The organism is Bradyrhizobium sp. 187, from assembly GCF_023101005.1.
GTDB lineage: Bacteria > Pseudomonadota > Alphaproteobacteria > Rhizobiales > Xanthobacteraceae > Bradyrhizobium > Bradyrhizobium canariense_D.
This window is the reverse complement of sequence record NZ_CP064693.1, coordinates 6,863,595-6,882,626: the sequence shown is the minus strand read 5'-3', so window position 1 is coordinate 6,882,626 and position 19,032 is coordinate 6,863,595. Positions and strand designations below refer to the sequence as shown.

20 protein-coding genes are annotated in these 19,032 nt (G+C 63.5%); 8 read left to right on the top strand and 12 right to left on the bottom strand.

All coding sequences use genetic code 11. From position 1 onward, the window contains the following. Nucleotides 1-7: 7 nt before the first annotated feature. The 9 genes from IVB19_RS33290 to IVB19_RS33250 form a co-directional block, all read right to left on the bottom strand. The gene (locus IVB19_RS33290) at nt 8-985 is read right to left on the bottom strand and encodes a type II secretion system F family protein (protein ID WP_026232794.1); all 978 of its coding nucleotides are present in this window, start codon (nt 983-985) and stop codon (nt 8-10) included. 16 nt (nt 986-1,001) lie between these two features. After that, nucleotides 1,002-2,465: a TadA family conjugal transfer-associated ATPase gene (locus tag IVB19_RS33285; protein ID WP_026232793.1), complete on the bottom strand. Its 1,464-nt coding sequence runs from the start codon at nt 2,463-2,465 to the stop codon at nt 1,002-1,004. A 21-nt stretch (nt 2,466-2,486) separates the two neighbouring features. Continuing rightward, the gene (locus IVB19_RS33280) at nt 2,487-3,755 is read right to left on the bottom strand and encodes a CpaE/TadZ family protein (RefSeq protein ID WP_018454683.1); all 1,269 of its coding nucleotides are present in this window, start codon (nt 3,753-3,755) and stop codon (nt 2,487-2,489) included. After that, complete coding sequence (locus IVB19_RS33275; protein ID WP_018454682.1) at nt 3,752-4,489, bottom strand: CpaD family pilus assembly protein; 738 nt, start codon at nt 4,487-4,489, stop codon at nt 3,752-3,754. Before IVB19_RS33275 ends, IVB19_RS33280 begins: the two co-directional genes overlap by 4 nt. Nucleotides 4,490-4,506: 17 nt before the next feature. Then, entirely contained in the window at nt 4,507-5,982 is a 1,476-nt protein-coding gene (locus IVB19_RS33270) for a type II and III secretion system protein family protein (RefSeq protein WP_026232792.1), read from the bottom strand. Between the two features lie 11 nt (nt 5,983-5,993). Further along, on the bottom strand, nt 5,994-6,791 hold the full coding sequence (gene cpaB / locus IVB19_RS33265) for a Flp pilus assembly protein CpaB (RefSeq protein ID WP_018454680.1): 798 nt from the start codon (nt 6,789-6,791) through the stop codon (nt 5,994-5,996). A 127-nt stretch (nt 6,792-6,918) separates the two neighbouring features. Next, nucleotides 6,919-7,443 carry an A24 family peptidase gene (locus IVB19_RS33260; protein ID WP_018454679.1) on the bottom strand — a complete coding sequence of 175 codons (525 nt, stop codon included), beginning with the start codon at nt 7,441-7,443 and terminating at the stop codon, nt 6,919-6,921. Between the two features lie 122 nt (nt 7,444-7,565). Further along, complete coding sequence (locus IVB19_RS33255) at nt 7,566-7,706, bottom strand: hypothetical protein (RefSeq protein ID WP_162496356.1); 141 nt, start codon at nt 7,704-7,706, stop codon at nt 7,566-7,568. 73 nt (nt 7,707-7,779) lie between these two features. Then, nucleotides 7,780-7,944 (bottom strand): Flp family type IVb pilin, encoded by a 165-nt coding sequence (locus IVB19_RS33250; protein WP_007599783.1) that lies wholly within the window; start codon nt 7,942-7,944, stop codon nt 7,780-7,782. A 261-nt stretch (nt 7,945-8,205) separates the two neighbouring features. On the opposite strand from IVB19_RS33250, the gene IVB19_RS33245 reads away from it, so the two are divergent. From IVB19_RS33245 to IVB19_RS33230, 4 genes are all read left to right on the top strand, one after another. Continuing rightward, a complete protein-coding gene (locus IVB19_RS33245) occupies nt 8,206-9,033 on the top strand; it encodes a sterol desaturase family protein (protein ID WP_018454677.1) in 828 nt (275 codons plus the stop codon). 152 nt (nt 9,034-9,185) lie between these two features. Beyond that, complete coding sequence (locus IVB19_RS33240; protein ID WP_018454676.1) at nt 9,186-9,680, top strand: pilus assembly protein N-terminal domain-containing protein; 495 nt, start codon at nt 9,186-9,188, stop codon at nt 9,678-9,680. A gap of 271 nt (nt 9,681-9,951) precedes the next feature. Next, the gene (locus IVB19_RS33235) at nt 9,952-10,524 is read left to right on the top strand and encodes a TadE/TadG family type IV pilus assembly protein (protein WP_026232791.1); all 573 of its coding nucleotides are present in this window, start codon (nt 9,952-9,954) and stop codon (nt 10,522-10,524) included. A 23-nt stretch (nt 10,525-10,547) separates the two neighbouring features. Next, nucleotides 10,548-11,168: a TadE/TadG family type IV pilus assembly protein gene (locus tag IVB19_RS33230; protein ID WP_039799130.1), complete on the top strand. Its 621-nt coding sequence runs from the start codon at nt 10,548-10,550 to the stop codon at nt 11,166-11,168. A 101-nt stretch (nt 11,169-11,269) separates the two neighbouring features. Here IVB19_RS33230 and IVB19_RS33225 read toward each other — a convergent pair whose 3' ends face one another. The 3 genes from IVB19_RS33225 to IVB19_RS33215 all read right to left on the bottom strand — a co-directional run bounded on the left by IVB19_RS33225 (nt 11,270) and on the right by IVB19_RS33215 (nt 13,604). Then, the gene (locus IVB19_RS33225) at nt 11,270-11,482 is read right to left on the bottom strand and encodes a cold-shock protein (protein ID WP_007599788.1); all 213 of its coding nucleotides are present in this window, start codon (nt 11,480-11,482) and stop codon (nt 11,270-11,272) included. A gap of 269 nt (nt 11,483-11,751) precedes the next feature. After that, on the bottom strand, nt 11,752-12,039 hold the full coding sequence (infA, locus tag IVB19_RS33220) for a translation initiation factor IF-1 (RefSeq protein WP_007599789.1): 288 nt from the start codon (nt 12,037-12,039) through the stop codon (nt 11,752-11,754). 23 nt (nt 12,040-12,062) lie between these two features. Next, nucleotides 12,063-13,604 (bottom strand): DEAD/DEAH box helicase, encoded by a 1,542-nt coding sequence (locus IVB19_RS33215; RefSeq protein ID WP_051112971.1) that lies wholly within the window; start codon nt 13,602-13,604, stop codon nt 12,063-12,065. Between the two features lie 479 nt (nt 13,605-14,083). Between IVB19_RS33215 and urtA the strand changes: the two genes are divergently transcribed. From urtA to urtD, 4 genes are all read left to right on the top strand, one after another. After that, entirely contained in the window at nt 14,084-15,406 is a 1,323-nt protein-coding gene (urtA, locus tag IVB19_RS33210; RefSeq protein WP_026232789.1) for an urea ABC transporter substrate-binding protein, read from the top strand. An 84-nt stretch (nt 15,407-15,490) separates the two neighbouring features. After that, nucleotides 15,491-17,098: an urea ABC transporter permease subunit UrtB gene (urtB, locus tag IVB19_RS33205; RefSeq protein ID WP_018454671.1), complete on the top strand. Its 1,608-nt coding sequence runs from the start codon at nt 15,491-15,493 to the stop codon at nt 17,096-17,098. Beyond that, the gene (gene urtC, locus IVB19_RS33200) at nt 17,095-18,273 is read left to right on the top strand and encodes an urea ABC transporter permease subunit UrtC (RefSeq protein WP_026232788.1); all 1,179 of its coding nucleotides are present in this window, start codon (nt 17,095-17,097) and stop codon (nt 18,271-18,273) included. Before urtB ends, urtC begins: the two co-directional genes overlap by 4 nt. After that, nucleotides 18,270-19,031, top strand: coding sequence for an urea ABC transporter ATP-binding protein UrtD (gene urtD / locus IVB19_RS33195; protein ID WP_018454669.1), 762 nt, complete (start codon nt 18,270-18,272; stop codon nt 19,029-19,031). Before urtC ends, urtD begins: the two co-directional genes overlap by 4 nt. The last annotated feature ends 1 nt before the right edge of the window (nt 19,032 follow it).

Here is a 19,032-nt window from a genome sequence, read left to right as displayed (position 1 = left end):
GACACCATCAGAAGTCGAAATTGATCATCTTCTTCATCACCATGATGCCGATCGACATCCAGACAACACAGCCGACCAGCATGAGCTGGCCGGTGGGATGAGTCCAAAGCATCGAGATGTATCCTGGCGTTGTGAGGTAGACGAGGAACATCACGATCGGCGGCAGCGAGCCGATGATGCCGGCCGAGGCCTTGGCTTCCATCGACATCGCCTGGATCTTCTCTTTCATCTTCTTGCGGTCGCGCAGCACCTTGGAAAGGTTGCCGAGCGCTTCGGAGAGGTTGCCGCCCGATTTCTGCTGGATGGAGATGACGATGCCGAAGAAATTGGCCTCGGGCAGCGGCATGCGATCGTAGAGCCGCGTGCAGGCCTCGCCGAGCGGCATGCCGATCGCCTGCGTCTCGATGATGGACAGAAACTCGGAGCGCAGCGGCTCTGGCGCGTCGGCGGCGACCACCTTGATCGATTCGAACAGCGGCAGGCCCGCCTTGATGCCGCGGACGATGACGTCGACGGCATCGGGCAAGGCGGCCAGGAACTTGTTTTCACGGCGCTTCTTCAGGAAGCCGAGCGCCCAGCGGGGCAGACCGAGGCCGCCGGCAAACGCGAAGCCGGCGGCACCGAGCAGGCCGCCGCCGATGAACAAGGCGACTGCGAACAGCACGCCCGCCACGACGGCGGACACGATCCAGAATTTCTGCGGCGCCCAATCGAGGCCGGCCTGCGACAGGCGGACACTGAGCGGTACGCTCTTCTCCTGCTGGCGCCGCGCCTCGAGATCCTTGAGCGAGGTTTCGACCTGCTCGCGGCGCGAGCGCTGCGTCTTCTCGGCGGCGCGGGCCGTGGGCGCCTCGGCCCGCGAGATCGAGGCGCGGCGGCTCTCGGCCTTCCGTTCCCCGGACAGCATTGGATAAAGGAAGACCCAGGCGAGGCCGCCGACGGTGGCGGTGGCAAGGAAGGCGAGGGCAAGGACTTGCATGTTCATGGCTGCGTTGACCTGCTCACGTCGTGGGCGCCACTTCCGCCGCGTCGAGCGCCGCGGCAAGGCGCTTCTCTTCGCCGTAATAGCGGGCGCGTTCCCAGAATTTCGGGCGGCCGATTCCGGTCGACCGGTGCCGGCCGATGATCTTGCCGTTGGCGTCCTCGCCGACCATGTCGTAGAGGAACACGTCCTGGGTGATGATGGTGTCGCCTTCCATGCCCATCACTTCGGTGATGTGGGTGATGCGGCGTGAACCGTCGCGCAGGCGCGCGGCCTGGACGATGACGTCGATCGAGGCGCAGATCATCTCGCGGATGGTGCGTGAAGGCAGGGAGAAGCCGCCCATCGTGATCATGGATTCGCAGCGCGATAGCGCCTCGCGCGGATTGTTGGCGTGCAGCGTGCCCATCGAGCCGTCATGGCCGGTGTTCATGGCCTGGAGCAGGTCGAACGCCTCGGGTCCGCGGACTTCGCCGACGATGATGCGCTCGGGACGCATACGCAGGCAGTTGCGCACCAGCTCGCGCATGGTGACCTGGCCCTCGCCCTCGATGTTGGGCGGGCGGGTTTCCAGTCGCACCACGTGCGGCTGCTGGAGCTGGAGTTCGGCGGCGTCCTCGCAGGTGATGACGCGCTCGTCGTGCTCGATGTAGTTGGTCAGGCAGTTGAGCAACGTGGTCTTGCCCGAGCCGGTACCGCCGGAGATCAGCACGTTGCAGCGGACGCGGCCGATGATCTGGAGGATTTCCGCGCCTTCCGGCGAGATTGCGCCGAACTTGACGAGCTGATCGAGCGTCAGCTTGTCCTTCTTGAACTTGCGGATCGTGAGCGTGGGGCCGTCGATTGACAGCGGGGGCACGATGGCGTTGACGCGGGAGCCGTCGGCCAGGCGGGCGTCGCAGATCGGCGAGGATTCGTCGACGCGCCGGCCGACCTGGCTGACGATACGCTGGCAGATGTTGAGGAGCTGCTGATTGTCGCGGAAGCGGATACCGGTGCGTTGGATCTTGCCGGCGACCTCGATGTAGACGGTGTCGGCGCCGTTGACCATAATGTCGGCGATGTCGTCGCGCGACAACAGCGGCTCCAGCGGACCGTAGCCGAGGACGTCGTTGCAGATGTCGTCGAGCAGCTCTTCCTGCTCGGCGATCGACATCACGATGTTCTTGATCGCGATGATCTCGTTGACGATGTCCCGGATTTCCTCGCGCGCGGACTCCGAATCGAGCTTGGCAAGCTGGGCGAGGTCGATGGCCTCGATCAGCGCGCCGAAGATGGTCGCCTTGACCTCGTAATAATTGTCCGAGCGGCGGGCTTCCATGGTCGGCGCAGGCTTCGCCGGGGCGAGCGGCGGCGAGGAGATTGCCGGCGGCGGCGGCACGCGCGACATGGCGGGCGCCGAAGCCTGGGCAGGCTCTGGCGACACGGCACCGGGCTTCGGGGCCCGGGCGTCGGCGTCTGTTCCGCTACGCTTACCGAACACTTAAAAACTCCATGCGGCGACCTATTTTCCCCGCAACTTGTCAATCAGGGGTGAAAGCAGGGACGACTTTTGCTTCTTCGTTTCGCTGCGGCCGGTCAGGCGCTGGGCGATCTGAAGGAACATCTCGATCGACTTATGGTTGGCCGAGATCTCCGCGATCATCTGGCCGTTATTGGCCGCCGAGCCGAAGATCTGCGGCTCGAACGGAATCGAGACGACCGGCTGGCTCTCGATCGCCTTGGCGAACTCCGCCGCGGCGATTTCGGGCCGTTTCGGCACGCCGACCTGGTTCAGGCAGTAGAGCGGCGGCCGGTCGTTGGGGCGCGCGGCCTTCAGGAGATCGAACAGGTTCTTGGTGTTGCGCAAATTGGCGAGGTCGGGCGCCGCCACGATCAGGATGTCGTCCGCTCCGATCAGGGCGCGTTTCGTCCAGCCCGACCATTGGTGCGGAACGTCGAGGACGATGCAGGGCATCGTGGAGCGCAACGTGTCGAACACGGAATCGAAGGCGTCGGCGCCGAAATCGTAGACCCGGTCGAGCGTCGCCGGCGCCGCCAGCAGACTGAGGTGGTCGGTGCATTTCGACAGAAGGCGGTCGACGAAGGCGGTGTCGACGCGATCGGGTGAGAATACGGCGTCGGCAATGCCCTGCGGTGGATCCTGGTTGTAGTCGAGTCCGGCCGTGCCGAAGGCGAGGTCGAGGTCGGCGACGACCGCGTCCATCGCGAGATCGCGGGCGATCGCCCAGGCGACATTGTGGGAGATGGTTGATGCGCCGACGCCGCCCTTGGCCCCGACCACGGCGATAATGCGGCCGACGGCCTTGGCTTCCGGCGCCGAGAACAGGTTGCAGATCGAGCGCACGACGTCGATCGCGCCGACCGGCGCGAGCACGTAGTCGCTGACGCCGCGGCGGACCAGCTCGCGGTAGAGCGTGACGTCGTTGATGCGGCCGATCACGACCACGCGGGTGCCGGCATCGCAGACGGTCGCGAGATGGTCGAGCCCGCCCAGGAGGTCGTTGCGGCCGTCGCTTTCGAGCACGATCACGTTCGGCGTGGGGGCCGAGCGGTAGGCTTCCACCGCAGCCGCCATTCCGCCCATCTGGATCTTCAGATGGGCCTTGCCGAGACGGCGATCTTCGCCGGCTGACTGCACGGCGGCCGCCGTTTCCACGGTCTCGCAGAAAGCCTGGACGGAAACGCGGGGCGCCGGCGCAATATGCTCCTCGACCGGTGGGAGCGATGCCTCGGACTGATCTTCTTGGGGCTGGCGAGCGTAGCTGATCATCTGCCGGTGTCGCTGAGTTTGGCCTTGTCGGCCTCAGGATAGGCGACCGCCGTCGGCATTCCCTTGCGATACTTCTCGAACGCGGCGGTCCGCCGCGGCGTGTAGGACGGCGTTTCGGGCCGCGGCTGCTCGAGATCCGACGGATTGTCGACCATCGCTGCGAGGTTGCGCTGATAGGCGCAGCCGTAATTGTAGTAGTCCTTGTTCTCGAACCAGCTCTTGTTCTTCATCGAAGGGCCGATATCTTCCGGCCACAGGCCGCAGGGACCCGCGACTGCGGCGATCTTGGAATAGGTGAGGCGGATCGGCGGCAGGAATCGCTTGTCGTCCGGCGTGTAAGAGCGGGCGTTGATGCCGCGCGGCGGAACGCCCGCCGCCGACAGCATTGCCTGGATTTCGCGCATGGTGTCCGCGACCGGACGCGCGTTGGGCGTGCCGGACGGTACGTCGATCCGGATCGCACCGGTGCCTTCGTGCATCCAGGCCGACGCGACGCCCATCACGTCGGCGCGCTGGGCGGCGGTCAAGCCGCCGCGGGCATGGCCGACGAAGACGACGATGGAACGATTCTGCTCCTCGATCGCGATCGGATGGCGCTGCTTGTAGTCGTCGGGAATGGAGGCCGTGACCGCTTCGTCATGCTGGCAGCCGCCTAGGGCGAGCGCCATGCCGACGAGCGCGCCGCCGAGGTGGATGGCGCGCCTGCGAATCTGGGGTGGTCTAGTGATCTTCATGAAGTCCCCGTTCCGCCTCAGTCGGTGATGAAGCCGTAGGTGCCGCGGTAGTTCTTGGCCGGTTCGGTCCGGCCGGGCACGCCGTAGATGCGGTTGATGTTGCCGAGCAGTTCGGCCTGCGGATCAGCCGGTGCGGAGAAGCCATCATCCGGCCGCGACAGGTCCTTTTGCGCAACTGCGCGAACGATGTAGGGCGTCACGATCACGACCAGCTCGGTCGCGTTGTTGACGAAGTCGCGGCTACGGAACAGCGTGCCGAGGACCGGGAGCTGCATCAGACCTGGCAGTCCGCTGACCGCTTGCTTGGTCTGCTGCTGGATCAGGCCAGCCATCGCCATCGCGCCGCCTGAGGGAATTTCCAGCGAGGTTTCTGCGCGGCGGGTCTTGATCGAGGGCACCGTGAGCGAGTTGACCGAGGTCGAGGTCACGGCCTGGGACAGCGTGATCGCGTTTTCGTTCGAGAGCTCGGACACCTCGGTCATTACCCGCAGGCTGATCTTGCCCTCCGTGAGAACGACGGGGGTGAAGTTGAGCGAGATGCCGAACTTCTTGAAGCTGATCTGGGTGGTACAGACGTGCGTGGTGGGGTCGCACGCATAGCCCGCAGGCACCGGAAATTCACCGCCGGCAATGAACGTTGCCGATTCACCGGAGATCGCGGTCAGGTTCGGTTCGGCCAGCGTCCGGATCACGCCCGCGGTCTCCATCGCACGCAGCGTGGCCTGCACCGACGGGGCCGCGCCGAACTTCGTGGTCAGGTTATTGCCGTCGACGAGGTTGTGGCCAAGAGCCGTGAACGGATTGGAGTTGCTGAAGCTGACGACCGAGGTGCCGTAGCTGAGGTTGGCGGTGAGGTCGATTCCGAGCTGCTTGACGATGCTGCGCTGCACTTCCGCGACCGTCACCTTGAGCATGACCTGATCGCGGCCGCGGACCACGATCGAGTTCACGACCTTCTCGGGGCCGCCGGCGAGGCGCACGGCGAGGTCGTTGGCCTGCTGGGCTTCGGCCGGATTCGCGGCCGAGCCGGTCAAGATGATGCCGTCGCCTAGCCCGTCGATCTGGATGTCTGAGTTCGGCAGGACCTGCTTCAGCGCGGCCCGCACGCCGTTGAGGTCGCGCTTGACCGCGATGTCATAGGCCGCGATCTGCTGGCCGGCGGAATCGAAGAACACGATGTTGGTCTGCCCGATCGAGGCGCCAATGATGTAGGCACGCTGCGCCGAGCGGACGACCGCGTTGGCGATCTTCGGATCGGCGACAAGCACGTCCTTGATGTCGCGCGGAAGGTCGATCACGATCGACTTGCCGATGCCGAGCGAGAGGAATCGCGCGTTCATCTGACCGTCGGCCGCAGCCTGCGCCACAGGGCGATAGTCGGCGGCGACCACAGGGGTGAGCACCGGGTTGAGCGCGAGCGCGACGGCGGCCGAAAACGACAGGGCGCGGACCACCGGGGTTCGCATCGTCGCCAAATTCGCCCTGCATTTCATGTCGACAGTCCTCATCGTGCCTTCGCCGTCGAGCTTGGGATACCGTACCGAATGATCGAAATGCCCTCGCGCTTCTGTGCGGAGTCATCGAGCGTGATCTCGCTCAGCTTGACATCGACGATGCTGCGCAGCGCCAGCGACAGCGTGCCGCTCTGGCGTGCGGAGGAGAGCGTCGCAGTCTGCGCAGGATTGAGTTCGAGAGTGACGGTCTTGCCGACCACCGCGTTCTGGCCGTCCTTCTCCTTGGGAGCCTGGTCGATGGCCAGGACGCGGATATTGGCCAGGATGATCTCGGACGTGACGACATCGGGAGCGCCGCTGCTCTGGTCCGGGTTCTTGAGACGGCGCGTCAAAAGCACGTCGACGCGGTCGTTGGGCAGGATGAAGCCGCCTGCGCCGGTTTCCGGCGAGATCTCGGTCGAGATCGCCCGCATGCCGGTGGGCAGGATTGCCGCCATGAAGCCGGAGCCTTCGGCCTTGACCAGCTTCTGGTCCCGGATCGGCTCGCCCTGGATGAAGGGAGATCGTGCGATCGAGCCGGTGACCTGGGTTACCCCCTCGGGGCGCTCGTTGCGGCGGATGAAGGTGGCGCTGGCGGTCGCGGACGGCCAGGTCTGCCATTGCACGTCTTCCGGCTTGACGGTCTGGCCGAGGCCGATGTCGTTTTTCGCGACCAGGACGTCGACGGTGGGAAGCTGCGCGACCGGAGCAGGAGGCGGTGCAGAATTGTCCGAGCCGCTCGCCAGATACGCGGCGACACCGCCGGCGCAGATGGCGACCGTCAGGACGACAATGCGTGCCCTATTCATACGCTTCACTTTCCAACAAACGCCGCGACGCTGACGCCGCCGTAATCGGCAGTTGACCAGCTATTCGTCAAAGCATGGTTAATGAGGCGTATCTAAATCGCCTTAACGCCGGGTTTACCCGATGCGTTCAGCGCAATGCGAGGTGAGCGAGGTCGATCGCCTTCACCCATTCGGTCTCCGGGTAGACCATCAGCGCGCTCAGTGCGAGCGCGATGCCGTAGGGAATGCCGCTGTCCTTGGCGTGCAGCCGCGCGAGCCAGGTCTGGCCAGCGAGCCCGTAAGGCAGCGGCCACTGCCGGAACTGGAGCAGGAGCAGCGTCAGCGCCCCGCCGAACAGCGAGGCGTAGAGCAGGAAGTTCATCAGCTGTGCGAACCCGAACCAAAGCGCGACGGAGGCCGCCACCTTGGCATCGCCGCCACCGACCCAGCCCATCGCAAAACAGGTGAAGGCCACGACTAGGACGAGCGCGCCGGCGCCGACATGGCCCAGCATCTCGTAAGGTGCCATGCCACCGGCGAGAGCGAGCGCGAAAAAGCCGGCGACCAGCGCCAGCGATACGCGGTTGGAGATCGTCATCGTGAAGAGATCGCTTGCGGCGGCAAACGCCATCAGGGCCGGGAAGAGCAGAAGGCGCGCAAGGTCGAGGATCATGGGCTGCGTCTTGAGGCCTGGGTGTGCCGCGGAGCTGGCGTCGCCGGATTCTAGCCGGCAGTGCTAAACAAACCGAAAACGGCGGCGGCGGTCTTGAGGGGTAGAACCAGCCGAAGGCGTGCTCACCAGAGGGAGGCGATGCGTGCGGCGAGCGCGACGGTCGCAAGCAGCAGGGCCAGGCAGACCCAGTAAGCCGGCGAGCCGGTCTGCGCCGCCTCGGCCGCGTTCGCCGCGACCACGGCATCGGTTCTGTACTTGCTCAACGCCACTGGAATTCGCCGTCTTAAAAACAAAGGCCCCGGAAATCCGGGGCTTTTGCAGTCGTTGATCGATCGCCTACTTCAGCGAGCTGCTGATCGAGGTGAACTTGGCGTTCAGCGTGGTGCCGAGATTGTTGACGACGGTGATGATGGCCAGCGCGATGCCGGCGGCAATCAGACCGTATTCGATGGCGGTGGCGCCGGATTCATCTTTCGCGAAACGCGCAATCAGGTTCTTCATGAACAAAACTCCATCTGGGGTGGGATCGCCTCGTTCGGCGGTGTGCTTGACGCAACGACCATGAGATCCGAGCTCTTTCGGGAGAGTTAATTCGATCGGGCAAACGCGCTTGCCGCTGGCCAGAGTGAATTTCGCCTTAAGGCAGCCAGCTGCAATTCGTTCCGGTTCCGGATGTGCAGCAAGCGCAGCACCGGCTTCACCCTCCCTTAAATTTGGGGGAGTACGCGTAGGCGGGACCAGCAATTCGCAAGAGAGGCGACAATGTCGAGCCTGCCCATGGAAATCGCCCTGATGCTTGGCGAGACCATCGCGAAGGTGATCCCCGCGACCTTCGCGCTCGCGGTGGTCTTCACCGTGCTCGAGCATGTCTGGGCCTGCAATCCCGGCGTGCCGTGGTGGCGCAAGCGGGAGATCGTCACGGACATCTGCTACTGGTTTATCGTTCCGGTGTTCGCACGTGTCATGCGGATCGGCCTTCTGATCGTCGGTGCGAGCTTCGTCTTCAACATCCATGATGCCGACGGGCTCATCGCCTTCTACGACAATGGCCACGGCTCGCTGGCGCTATTGCCGCTCTGGGTCCAGGCCATGCTGTTCCTGGTGCTGTCCGATTTCATGCTGTACTGGCTGCACCGGTTGTTCCACGGCGGTGGGTTCTGGAAGTACCACGCGATCCACCACTCCTCGGAGGAGATCAGCTGGATTTCTGCGGCACGCTTCCATCCCGTCAATCTCGTGCTCGGTACCATCGCGGTCGACGTCGTGCTGCTGATGGCCGGCATTTCGCCGAACGCCATGGTCTGGCTCGCCCCGTTCACGACCTTCCATTCGGCCTTCGTGCACGCCAACCTGAACTGGACCTTCGGGCCGTTCAAATATGTGTTGGCGACGCCGGTGTTCCACCGTTGGCACCACACCGCGCTAGCAGAGGGCGGCGACACCAATTTTGCCGGCACGTTCCCGATCTGGGACTTGCTGTTCGGCACTTTCCGCATGCCCGAGGGGCAACTGCCGCAGGATTACGGCAAGGATGAAGCCACCATGCCGAAGGAAATCGGAGGGCAGCTTGCCTATCCGTTCCGCCGCTAGGTTCTCGAGAGCCGCGAACGCCAGTCCGTTCAAACAATAGTCCGAGAGTTTGCGGAACGTTCACGAATTGAGGGCAGGTTAGCCGGGTCGGGCACCGGCTCGGCTGTTATCTGATCGCTTCTGCCGGTTTGTGACGTCCCGGGGGTAAGAGTATGCGTAAACAACTGCTGCGCCGTCATGCGCGCGTCTGTCTTCTGGTTGCGACAGCGGTGCTGGCATCGCCGGCTGCCGTCATTGCCGAGTCCGCCGATACCATCGCCGTCAATGTCGACCAGGCCAAGCTGGTGCGGCTGCCTGGCAAGGTGGCAACCATCGTGGTCGGCAATCCCCTGATCGCCGACGTCACGCTCCAGCCCGGCGGCATGATCGTCGTCACCGGAAAGGGCTATGGCGCCACCAATTTCATCGCGCTCGACCGCGGCGGCGAGATCCTGGTCGACCGCCAGGTCCAGGTCGAAGGTCCGAGCGACCGGCTCGTTACCGTCTATCGCGGGATCGAACGCGAGTCCTACAGCTGCGCGCCGCTTTGCCAGCGCCGCGTGACGCTCGGCGACAGCGACACCTACTTCAACAGCACGATGAGCCAGGCCGGTTCGTTGAGCAGCTCGGCGAGCGGCAGTGCCGGTGCGGGCGCCAAGACGAACTGACTAAGGCGAACTGAGCAAGACGAACCAAGTAAGACGAACCAAGTAAGACCAACCAGCAAGTTTGATTGGCGGATTTGGGGGCAAGGATCGTCCCCCGCCCGCCGCACGCGCGCGAGTTTCTCTTTCCGTGTCCTCGTCTCCCTGGTCCGGGTCGTTCGCGGTTAACGCGCTCTTAACGGCCCGGGCCGCCGGGTGCGGATCGCCTGAAACACTTAAACAATCAGTTTCCGCTATTGAACATGGCAGATGATTGCTGCTGCTGGGGAATTTGATGCCTTCGCCTGCACCTACGAGATTCAGGCTCCTCGCCACGTTGCGCCGGTTTCGTGGCAGCCGCCGCGGCTCCGCAGCCGTCGAGTTCGCGCTCGTTGCGCCGATGTTCTTTGCGTTGCTGTTCGCCATCATCGAGTCGGCGCTGATGTTCCTGGCGAGCCAGGTGCTCGAGAGTGCCTCGCAAAATTCTGCGCGCGTGTTGCTGACCGGGCAGGCGCAATCCGGCACGCTCACGGCCTGCGCGGTCTCCGGCGTCAGCACACCCTGCTCGCAAACGACGTTCAAGGCTTACGTCTGCAGCCAGATCCCGGCGCTGTTTGATTGCACCAAGCTCTACGTCGACGTCGTGAGTACAAACTCGTTCGGAGCGCTGAGCCTCACCAATTATGGTGATTCCTGCAGCTTCAATCCAACCGGCGTGCAGTACAGTGCCGGGGCCGCCAACCAGGTCGTCGTGGTGCGGCTGTTCTATCAGTGGCCGCTCTTCGTCACTGGCCTTGGCTTCAACATGGGCTGCAACAACAAGCGGCTGCTGATTGCGACCGCGGCCTTCAAGAATGAACCCTTCTGAGACAGATGGATCCGAGCGGACAGATGCAGGCGATTGCGAATATCTGGAGGAATGCCCGTAACTCCGTGCGCGACTTCGTCGCCGACACGCGTGCGATCGCGGCGACCGAGTTCGCGGTCATCGTGCCGCTGATGCTGGTGATGTTCTTCGGGACCGTCGAATTTTCATCGGCCGTGGCGATCAATCGCAAAGTCACAATGATTGCACGGACTCTGTCCGATTTGACGTCGCAGTCGACATCGGTCGACGATGGCGACATGCAGGACACGTTCACGGCAAGCATATCGATGATCATGCCGTACGACGCTACGCTCGTGAACGGCACGGTCCTTCAGATCTATATCGACTCAAGCAAGGTCGCCAAGATTCAATGGAGCAAGTCCGCCACCATTGCCAACGGTGCGACGCAGGCCACGCTGACGGCTCCGCCCCCGACTCTGGTAGCTGGCACCACGGTCACCTCGATGATTCCGCCATCGCTCTTGATCGCGTCGACCTACCTTATCTTCAGTCAGGCGAGTTACGTCTACACGCCTTCTGTCAAATTCGTCCTGAAGACGGGCATCACGCTGAGCGATGTCTCCTACACGCGGCCGCGCCAGGTCACCTGCGTTCCTTACACGGGTGTAAAGTCGCCGTGCTGAAATACGAGAGCAGATCCTGGAATAAAAAAAGGCCGGGCATCGCGCCCGGCCTTTTCATTGATTGGTTCGCTCGAGCCGATCGGGGCCCGTAAGCGGTAGGCTCAGCCGGCGGAGCGGAGGTTGTCGGCTGCCGACTTGCCGGAACGGCGGTCGGCGACGATCTCGTAGGAGATCTTCTGACCTTCGCGCAGCGTGCCGAGGCCTGCACGCTCCACAGCGCTGATGTGAACGAACACGTCCTGGCCGCCATCGTCGGGCTGGATGAAGCCGAAGCCTTTGGTCGCGTTAAACCACTTCACGGTTCCCATGCTCATGGGGGTAGTCCCTTCTCAGATAACACAATGTCAGAGCCCGCTTGCGCGGACAGGTTAGATCGAATTTTTGGAAGGGTCGTCAGCGTGTCTGAACCGGCTGTACCGGTGGATGCTAATGTCGTCCGGCCGAAAATCGATTAAGTCATTTTATTGGAAACAGACACCCAAAACAATGCTGACGTGCACGATTTTTTGATCCGCCGTGATGGTCACGGCGGATCAGCATACACGTCGGAATTACAGGTCCGCGCTCGCGCGCTGGGCCCCCGCTAGCGGCGGCGGAACTGGCCGCCGCGCTGTCCGGGACGCGGAGGTCCGCCCATCCCGCTCGGACGTTCGTCCTTGTGGCGGAAAATCAGCCGGCCCTTTTCGAGGTCATAGGGCGACATCTCTACCGTCACGCGGTCGCCCGCCAGAGTCTTGATGCGGTTCTTCTTCATCTTGCCGGCGGTGTAGGCGACGATCTCGTGTCCGGCGTCGAGCTGCACGCGGTAGCGCGCGTCGGGGAGGATTTCGGTGACCAGTCCTTCGAACTGGATCAGCTCTTCCTTAGCCATGAATTTCTCCAGGTCGTGGACGGCTAGTGCGAATGGGGTTTGCGGTTCGGTTGGCCGTTCGGCCGACTCTCGCGGCGCAAAAAGGCAACGCCTTGTATCCCATCAGACGCCCCGGCGCTATGCGCGGAACGCTGTTCCGGACGGGCGTTTGGCGAAGAATGCGCCTTGCCTCCGGAGCGGCTGCGAGGAGCTGCCTTCGGGCCACTGCCGGGCCTTCCGTCGCCCTGCTTGGCGGCACTGTGGTGGCGCCCGTCCGCATGCCTTTCGTCGGCACGGCGACCGTCAGCGTGGCGTCCCTCACCATGCCTTGCGCCTTGCGGACGCTGGCCCGGGCGGCCCGGCCGACCCTGTCGTTGCTGCTGCGGGGGAGGGCCCGCATCGCGGCGGCCGGCGTCGGTGCGGCGATCCTCACGCGGCAGCGCCACTTTGATCAGCCGCTCGATGTCGCGGAGATAGGCGAGTTCCTCGCCGCCTGCGACCAGCGAGATCGCGGTGCCCTCGGCACCCGCGCGCGCGGTGCGCCCGATGCGGTGCACATAGGTCTCCGGCACGTTGGGCAGATCGAAATTGATGACGTGGGTGATGCCGTCGACATCGATGCCGCGGGCGGCGATATCGGTGGCGACCAGGGTACGGATCTCGCCGGTGCGGAACAGAGCGAGTGTCCGTTCGCGGTGGTTCTGCGACTTGTTGCCGTGGATGGCGCTGGCGGGGATGCCGGCCTTCTCGAGCGTCTTCACCACCTTGTCCGCGCCGTGTTTGGTGCGGGTGAAAACCAGCGCGCGGTTGACCTGCTCCTGCTTCAACAGCTGGGCGAGGAACGCCGGCTTGGCGGAGAAGTCGACCTGGATGATGCGCTGCTGGATGCGCTCCACGGTCGAGGAGACCGGGGTCACCGCGACGCGGGCGGGGTCGCGCAGCATGGCGTCGGCCAGCTCGGCGATGTCCTTCGGCATGGTGGCCGAGAAGAACAGCGTCTGCCGCTTGATCGGCAGCTTGGCGACGATTTTGCGGATGTCGTTGATGAAGCCCATGTCGAGCATGCGGTCCGCCTCGTCGAGCACGAGGAATTCGACGCTGCCAAGCTTCAGTCCGTTGCTCTGCACGAGGTCGAGCAAACGACCGGGGGTGGCGACCAGCACCTCGACGCCCTGCATCAGCGAGCGGACCTGACGGCCCATCGGCACGCCGCCGATGGCGAGCGTCGAGGACAGGCGGATGTGACGGCCATAGGCGTTGAAACTGTCGAGGATCTGGCCGGACAGTTCGCGGGTCGGCGACAGCACCAGGACGCGGGTCGTCTTCGGCTGCGGCTTGATGCGATTCTCGAGCAGGCGGTGCAGGATCGGCAGCGCGAAGGACGCGGTCTTGCCGGTTCCGGTTTGGGCGATGCCGACGACGTCGCGGCCGGTCAGCGCGGTCGGAATTGTCTGGGCTTGGATGGGGGTGGGGGTGACGTAGTTCTCTTCGGTGAGAGCACGGGCGATGGGCTCGGCGAGGCCGAAATCCTGAAACGAAGTCAAAAGATGGGTTCTTTCCATGTCAAAAGCGGGCGCCCGGCGCATTCGGCGCGGCGCGCGCAAAAGGGTGTCGAGTGGGACACCTGCGTGTTTGGGGTGTCGGATGGCTTGATGGGATGGGGCAAGCCAGACGCCCGTAAGGGCTTAAGAACACGCGGCTCGCAACGGTCTCCTGATTCGCAAGAGACCTCGACCTCATATGGAACATTGAGGCGGCGCTTTCAAGGCACGCCCCACAGAAACGGCGATCGCGGTGCAGAAATAGTTATGCCGGAAATTTAGCCAGAGTGACAAATTTGCTCAGAAAATAACCTGCCTGCCGCATTCGCATACATTAGAGTTGCTCAATGTTTAGGCGGCGCGGCCTGTGCGATACTTCGTTTTCTGTCAATTTCACCAGCAAAAACAATCGGTTGAAGGGTGTCTAATCCATGGCACAGTTCTTGCGAATCCGTTAATCGCAGGCGGCCGTTGGGGCCGTTTCGCAGCGTTTTTCACGTCTGCGTCAGGGAGATGAGACACTCATGCATAGCAAATCCACTCACGATATAGCGGCGCCATTTAGCCGCCGTGGCGTTCTCGCCGCGACCGCCGGACTGATGCTTGGTCTGGCTTCCATTTCTGGTGCGAAAGCCGCGGACGACACCATCAAGGTCGGCGTGCTTCACTCCCTCTCCGGCACCATGGCCATCAGCGAAACCACGCTGAAGGACACCATCCTCTTCCTGATCGACGAGCAGAACAAGAAGGGCGGCGTCAACGGCAAGAAGCTCGAAGCCGTGGTCGTCGATCCCGCTTCGAACTGGCCGCTGTTCGCCGAGAAGGCGCGCGAGCTGATCACCAAGGACAAGGTCTCGGTCGTGTTCGGCTGCTGGACCTCGGTGTCGCGCAAGTCGGTGCTCCCGGTGTTCAAGGAGCTGAACAGCATCCTGTTCTACCCCGTGCAGTACGAGGGCGAGGAGAGCGAGCGCAACGTGTTCTACACCGGCGCCGCGCCGAACCAGCAGGCAATCCCCGCCGTCGACTATCTGATGAAGGACGAGAAGGTGAAGCGCTGGGTGCTCGCGGGCACCGACTACGTCTATCCGCGCACCACCAACAAGATCCTGGAAGCCTATCTGAAGTCCAAGGGTGTCGCCCAGGAAGACATCATGATCAACTACACGCCGTTCGGTCATTCCGACTGGCAGACGATCGTGGCCGACATCAAGAAGTTCGGCTCGGCCGGCAAGAAGACCGCTGTGGTCTCGACCATCAACGGCGACGCCAACGTTCCTTTCTACAAGGAGCTCGGCAACCAGGGCATCAAGGCGAAGGACATCCCGGTCGTCGCGTTCTCGGTGGGTGAGGAAGAACTCGCCGGCATCGACACCAAGCCGCTGCTCGGCCATCTCGCCGCCTGGAACTATTTCCAGTCGATCAAGTCGCCGGAGAACGAGAAGTTCATCAAGGCGTGGCAGACCTACACCAAGAATCCGAAGCGCGTGACCAACGATCCGATGGAAGCGCACGTGATCGGCTTCGACATGTGGATCAAGGCGGTCGAGAAGGTGAAGTCGACCGATCCGGACAAGGTGATCGATGCGCTCCCCGGCATCGAAGCCAAGAACCTGACCGGCGGCACCTCCAAGATGCTTCCGAACCATCACATCACCAAGCCGGTGTTCATTGGCGAAATCAAAGCCAACGGCCAGTTCGACGTGGTGTGGAAGACCCCGGGTCTTGTCGCGGGCGACGCCTGGTCGAAGGAGCTCGACGGCTCCAAGGACCTGGTCGGCGACTGGGTCGGCAAGAAGTGCGGTAACTTCAACACCAAAACCAACAAGTGCCTCGGTTCGGGCTCCTGATCCGGATCTGACGCTCCATTGCACGATCGGAGAAGGCGGCGATCCCGCCGCCTTCTCCACCCTTTTCTGCCGGGGTCTTTCACAGTGCCAGCCAATTTGTCCGCCCGCCTCTGTTCGCTCCTGCTCTCGTTCTTCCTGATCGCGTTCGCACTGCCGGCCTTGGCCGGCCCGTTCGAGGATGCGGTCGCCAAATTCGCCAACGACGATTATTCCGACACGGAGGAGGCGATCGGCGTGGTCGCAAGCAGCGGCAATACGCTGGCCTTTCCGATCATCAGCGCGCTCCAGGACGGCCGGCTCATGGCCGACCCTGATAGCAAGAAGGTTTACGTCAGCGGCACCGACGGCAAGTCGATCGATGCCACGACCGGTCAGGCCGTGGCCAGCGTGCCCGACAGTGCGAGCGCGGTCCGCCTCAACAACCGCCTTCGCCGCAGCGTCGATGCGGCGATCGGCAGCCTGACGCTGCAGTCACCCGACATCGGAGCGCGGCTCCAGGCCGCGCAATCCGTCTTCAAGTCGCATGAGGAGACGTCGCTCGAAGCGGTCGATGGCGCGCTCGCCAAGGAAACCAACCGATCCGTCAAGGCTGCGCTGGGCGACGCCCGCGCGGCGATCCTGTTGTTCAAGCCGGATGCCACCGAGCTCGAGAAGCTCGAAGCCGTTGCCACCATCAAGGCGCGCGGCGACCAGGAGGCGATGGCGCTGCTGACCGGCATGGGCGACCAGCCGGCCTCGGTGACCAAGGCTGCCGCGAGCGCAATCGGCTCGATCCAGAGTTCGCTCGCGGTCTGGTCGATGGTGCAGAATGCCTGGTACGGCCTCTCGCTCGGTTCGGTGCTGCTGCTTGCTGCGATCGGGCTTGCCATCACGTTCGGCGTGATGGGCGTCATCAACATGGCCCATGGCGAGATGGTGATGATCGGGGCCTACACCACCTTCGTGGTGCAGGAGGTGATCCGTACCCGCTATCCCGTCCTGTTCGACTATTCGCTGCTGATCGCCGTGCCGCTCGCCTTCCTGGTGGCCGGCGCGCTCGGCGTCGTGATCGAGCGCAGCATCATCCGCTTTCTCTATGGCCGTCCGCTGGAGACGCTGCTGGCGACCTGGGGCCTGTCGCTGGTGCTGCAGCAGGCCGTGCGCACCATGTTCGGCCCGACCAACCGCGAGGTCGGCAACCCCTCCTGGATGAGCGGCGCGTTTGAGATCGGCCAGATCACGGTCACCTATAACCGGCTCTGGATCCTTGTCTTCACGCTCGCGGTGTTCGTCATTCTGCTCGCGATGCTGCGCTACACGGCACTCGGGCTCGAGATGCGCGCGGTGACACAGAACCGGCGCATGGCGGCTTCGATGGGCATCGCCACTTCGCGGGTCGACGCGCTGACTTTTGGTCTCGGCTCGGGCATTGCGGGCATCGCCGGCGTGGCGCTGTCGCAGATCGACAATGTCAGCCCCAATCTCGGCCAGAGCTACATCATCGACAGCTTCATGGTCGTGGTGTTCGGTGGCGTCGGCAATCTCTGGGGCACGCTGGTCGGCGCCTTCACGCTCGGCATCGCCAACAAATTCCTGGAGCCGGTCGCCGGCGCCGTGCTCGGCAAGATCGCCATCCTCGTTCTCATCATCCTGTTCATTCAAAAACGGCCGCGCGGCCTGTTCGCGCTCAAGGGCCGCGCGGTGGAAGCATGACCCCTCACATGCTGACGCGATCGCTGGACCGCGGCGCGACCATCTTCCTTGCCATCGTCGTGGCCTGCGGCATCCTCATCCCGCTCTCCAACCTGCTGCTGCCCGCAGGTTCGTTCCTGCAAGTGCCGACCTATCTCGTCGCGCTCTGGGGCAAATATGTCTGCTACGCGATCCTGGCGCTCTCGATCGACCTGATCTGGGGCTATTGCGGCATCCTCTCGCTCGGTCACGGTGCCTTCTTCGCGCTCGGCGGCTACGCGATGGGCATGTACCTGATGCGGCAGATCGGCAGCCGCGGCGTCTACGGCAATCCGATTCTGCCGGACTTCATGGTGTTCCTGAACTATTCGAAGCTGCCCTGGTACTGGTACGGCTTTGACATGTTCTGGTTTGCCGCGCTGATGGTGCTGATCGTGCCGGGCCTGCTCGCCTTTTCCTTCGGCTGGCTCGCCTTCCGCTCGCGCGTCACTGGCGTGTATCTGTCAATCATCACCCAGGCGATGACCTATGCACTGCTGCTCGCCTTTTTCCGCAACGATTTCGGCTTCGGCGGCAACAACGGCATGACCGACTTCAAGGACATCTTGGGCTTCAACGTGCAGGCCGAGGGCACGCGTGCTGCGCTGTTCGCGCTGAGCTGCCTGGCGCTGATCGCCGGCTTTCTGATCTGCCGCGCCATCGTCTCGTCCAAGCTCGGCAAGGTGCTGATCGCCGTGCGCGATGCGGAATCGCGCACGCGCTTCCTCGGCTACCGGGTCGAATCCTACAAGCTGTTCGTGTTCACAGTGTCGGCCTGCATGGCCGGCGTCGCCGGCGCGCTCTATGTGCCGCAGGTCGGCATCATCAACCCGAGCGAATTCGCGCCGGGCAATTCGATCGAGGCCGTGATCTGGGTCGCGGTCGGCGGCCGCGGTACGCTGGTCGGCGCCGCGCTCGGCGCCGTCGTCGTCAACTACGCAAAGACGTTCTTCACCTCCGGCATGCTCGCGCCCTACTGGCTGTTCATGCTGGGTGCCATGTTCATCCTGGTAACGTTGCTGCTGCCTAAGGGCATCGTCGGCACTTTCAACGCCTGGTGGGACTCGTCGAAGGAAAGGCGCGACGCCGCGACCATTGCGAGCGCCGCGGCCGAAGACGGCGTCACCCAACCCAAAATGGCGGAGGAGGCGCAATGAACGTCATGGACACCCGCGCGACCTCCGCAATGCTGTATCTCGACGGTGTGCACGTCTCGTTCGACGGCTTCCACGCCATCAACAACCTCTCGTTGACGCTCGAGCCCGGCGAGATGCGCGCCATCATCGGCCCGAACGGCGCCGGCAAGACCACGATGATGGACATCATCACCGGAAAGACCAAGCCCGACGAAGGCACCGTGCTGTTCGACGGAGTCACCGATCTGACGCGACTGGACGAGACCCGCATCGCCGAGCTCGGCATCGGCCGTAAATTCCAGAAGCCGACCGTGTTCGAGAGCCAGACCGTGCAGGACAATTTGCTGCTCGCGCTCAATGTCGACCACAGCGTCAAGGGTACGCTGTTCTGGCGCGGCAGCCGGGCGGAGGCCGAGCAGATCGACAAGGTGCTGGAGACGATCCGCCTCACCGATGCCCGCAACCGTCTCGCCGGCAGCCTCAGCCACGGCCAGAAGCAGTGGCTCGAGATCGGCATGCTGCTCGCCCAGGATCCGAAACTACTGCTCGTCGACGAGCCCGTCGCCGGCATGACCGACGTCGAGACGCATCTCACCGCCGAGCTGCTCAAGGAAATCAACAAGACCCACACCGTGATGGTGGTCGAGCACGACATGACATTCGTGCGCGAGCTCGGCGTCAAGGTCACTTGCTTGCACGAGGGTACCGTGCTCGCGGAAGGCACCATCGACCAGGTCTCGTCCAACGAGCGGGTCATCGAAGTTTATCTGGGGCGCTGAG

Bases quoted from the DNA above. Each gene is read 5' to 3' on its own strand.
- urtA (WP_026232789.1), top strand. From the start codon at position 14,084: ATGCATAGCAAATCCACTCACGATATAGCGGCGCCATTTAGCCGCCGT.
- IVB19_RS33250 (WP_007599783.1), bottom strand. From the start codon at position 7,944: ATGAAGAACCTGATTGCGCGTTTCGCGAAAGATGAATCCGGCGCCACC.
- IVB19_RS33260 (WP_018454679.1), bottom strand. From the start codon at position 7,443: ATGATCCTCGACCTTGCGCGCCTTCTGCTCTTCCCGGCCCTGATGGCG.
- IVB19_RS33280 (WP_018454683.1), bottom strand. From the start codon at position 3,755: ATGATCAGCTACGCTCGCCAGCCCCAAGAAGATCAGTCCGAGGCATCG.
- IVB19_RS33235 (WP_026232791.1), top strand. From the start codon at position 9,952: ATGCCTTCGCCTGCACCTACGAGATTCAGGCTCCTCGCCACGTTGCGC.
- IVB19_RS33245 (WP_018454677.1), top strand. From the start codon at position 8,206: ATGTCGAGCCTGCCCATGGAAATCGCCCTGATGCTTGGCGAGACCATC.
- cpaB (WP_018454680.1), bottom strand. From the start codon at position 6,791: ATGAATAGGGCACGCATTGTCGTCCTGACGGTCGCCATCTGCGCCGGC.
- IVB19_RS33275 (WP_018454682.1), bottom strand. From the start codon at position 4,489: ATGAAGATCACTAGACCACCCCAGATTCGCAGGCGCGCCATCCACCTC.
- urtD (WP_018454669.1), top strand. From the start codon at position 18,270: ATGAACGTCATGGACACCCGCGCGACCTCCGCAATGCTGTATCTCGAC.
- IVB19_RS33230 (WP_039799130.1), top strand. From the start codon at position 10,548: ATGCAGGCGATTGCGAATATCTGGAGGAATGCCCGTAACTCCGTGCGC.
- IVB19_RS33240 (WP_018454676.1), top strand. From the start codon at position 9,186: ATGCGTAAACAACTGCTGCGCCGTCATGCGCGCGTCTGTCTTCTGGTT.
- IVB19_RS33225 (WP_007599788.1), bottom strand. From the start codon at position 11,482: ATGAGCATGGGAACCGTGAAGTGGTTTAACGCGACCAAAGGCTTCGGC.
- IVB19_RS33290 (WP_026232794.1), bottom strand. From the start codon at position 985: ATGAACATGCAAGTCCTTGCCCTCGCCTTCCTTGCCACCGCCACCGTC.
- urtC (WP_026232788.1), top strand. From the start codon at position 17,095: ATGACCCCTCACATGCTGACGCGATCGCTGGACCGCGGCGCGACCATC.
- IVB19_RS33270 (WP_026232792.1), bottom strand. From the start codon at position 5,982: ATGAAATGCAGGGCGAATTTGGCGACGATGCGAACCCCGGTGGTCCGC.
- infA (WP_007599789.1), bottom strand. From the start codon at position 12,039: ATGGCTAAGGAAGAGCTGATCCAGTTCGAAGGACTGGTCACCGAAATC.
- IVB19_RS33215 (WP_051112971.1), bottom strand. From the start codon at position 13,604: ATGCGCCGGGCGCCCGCTTTTGACATGGAAAGAACCCATCTTTTGACT.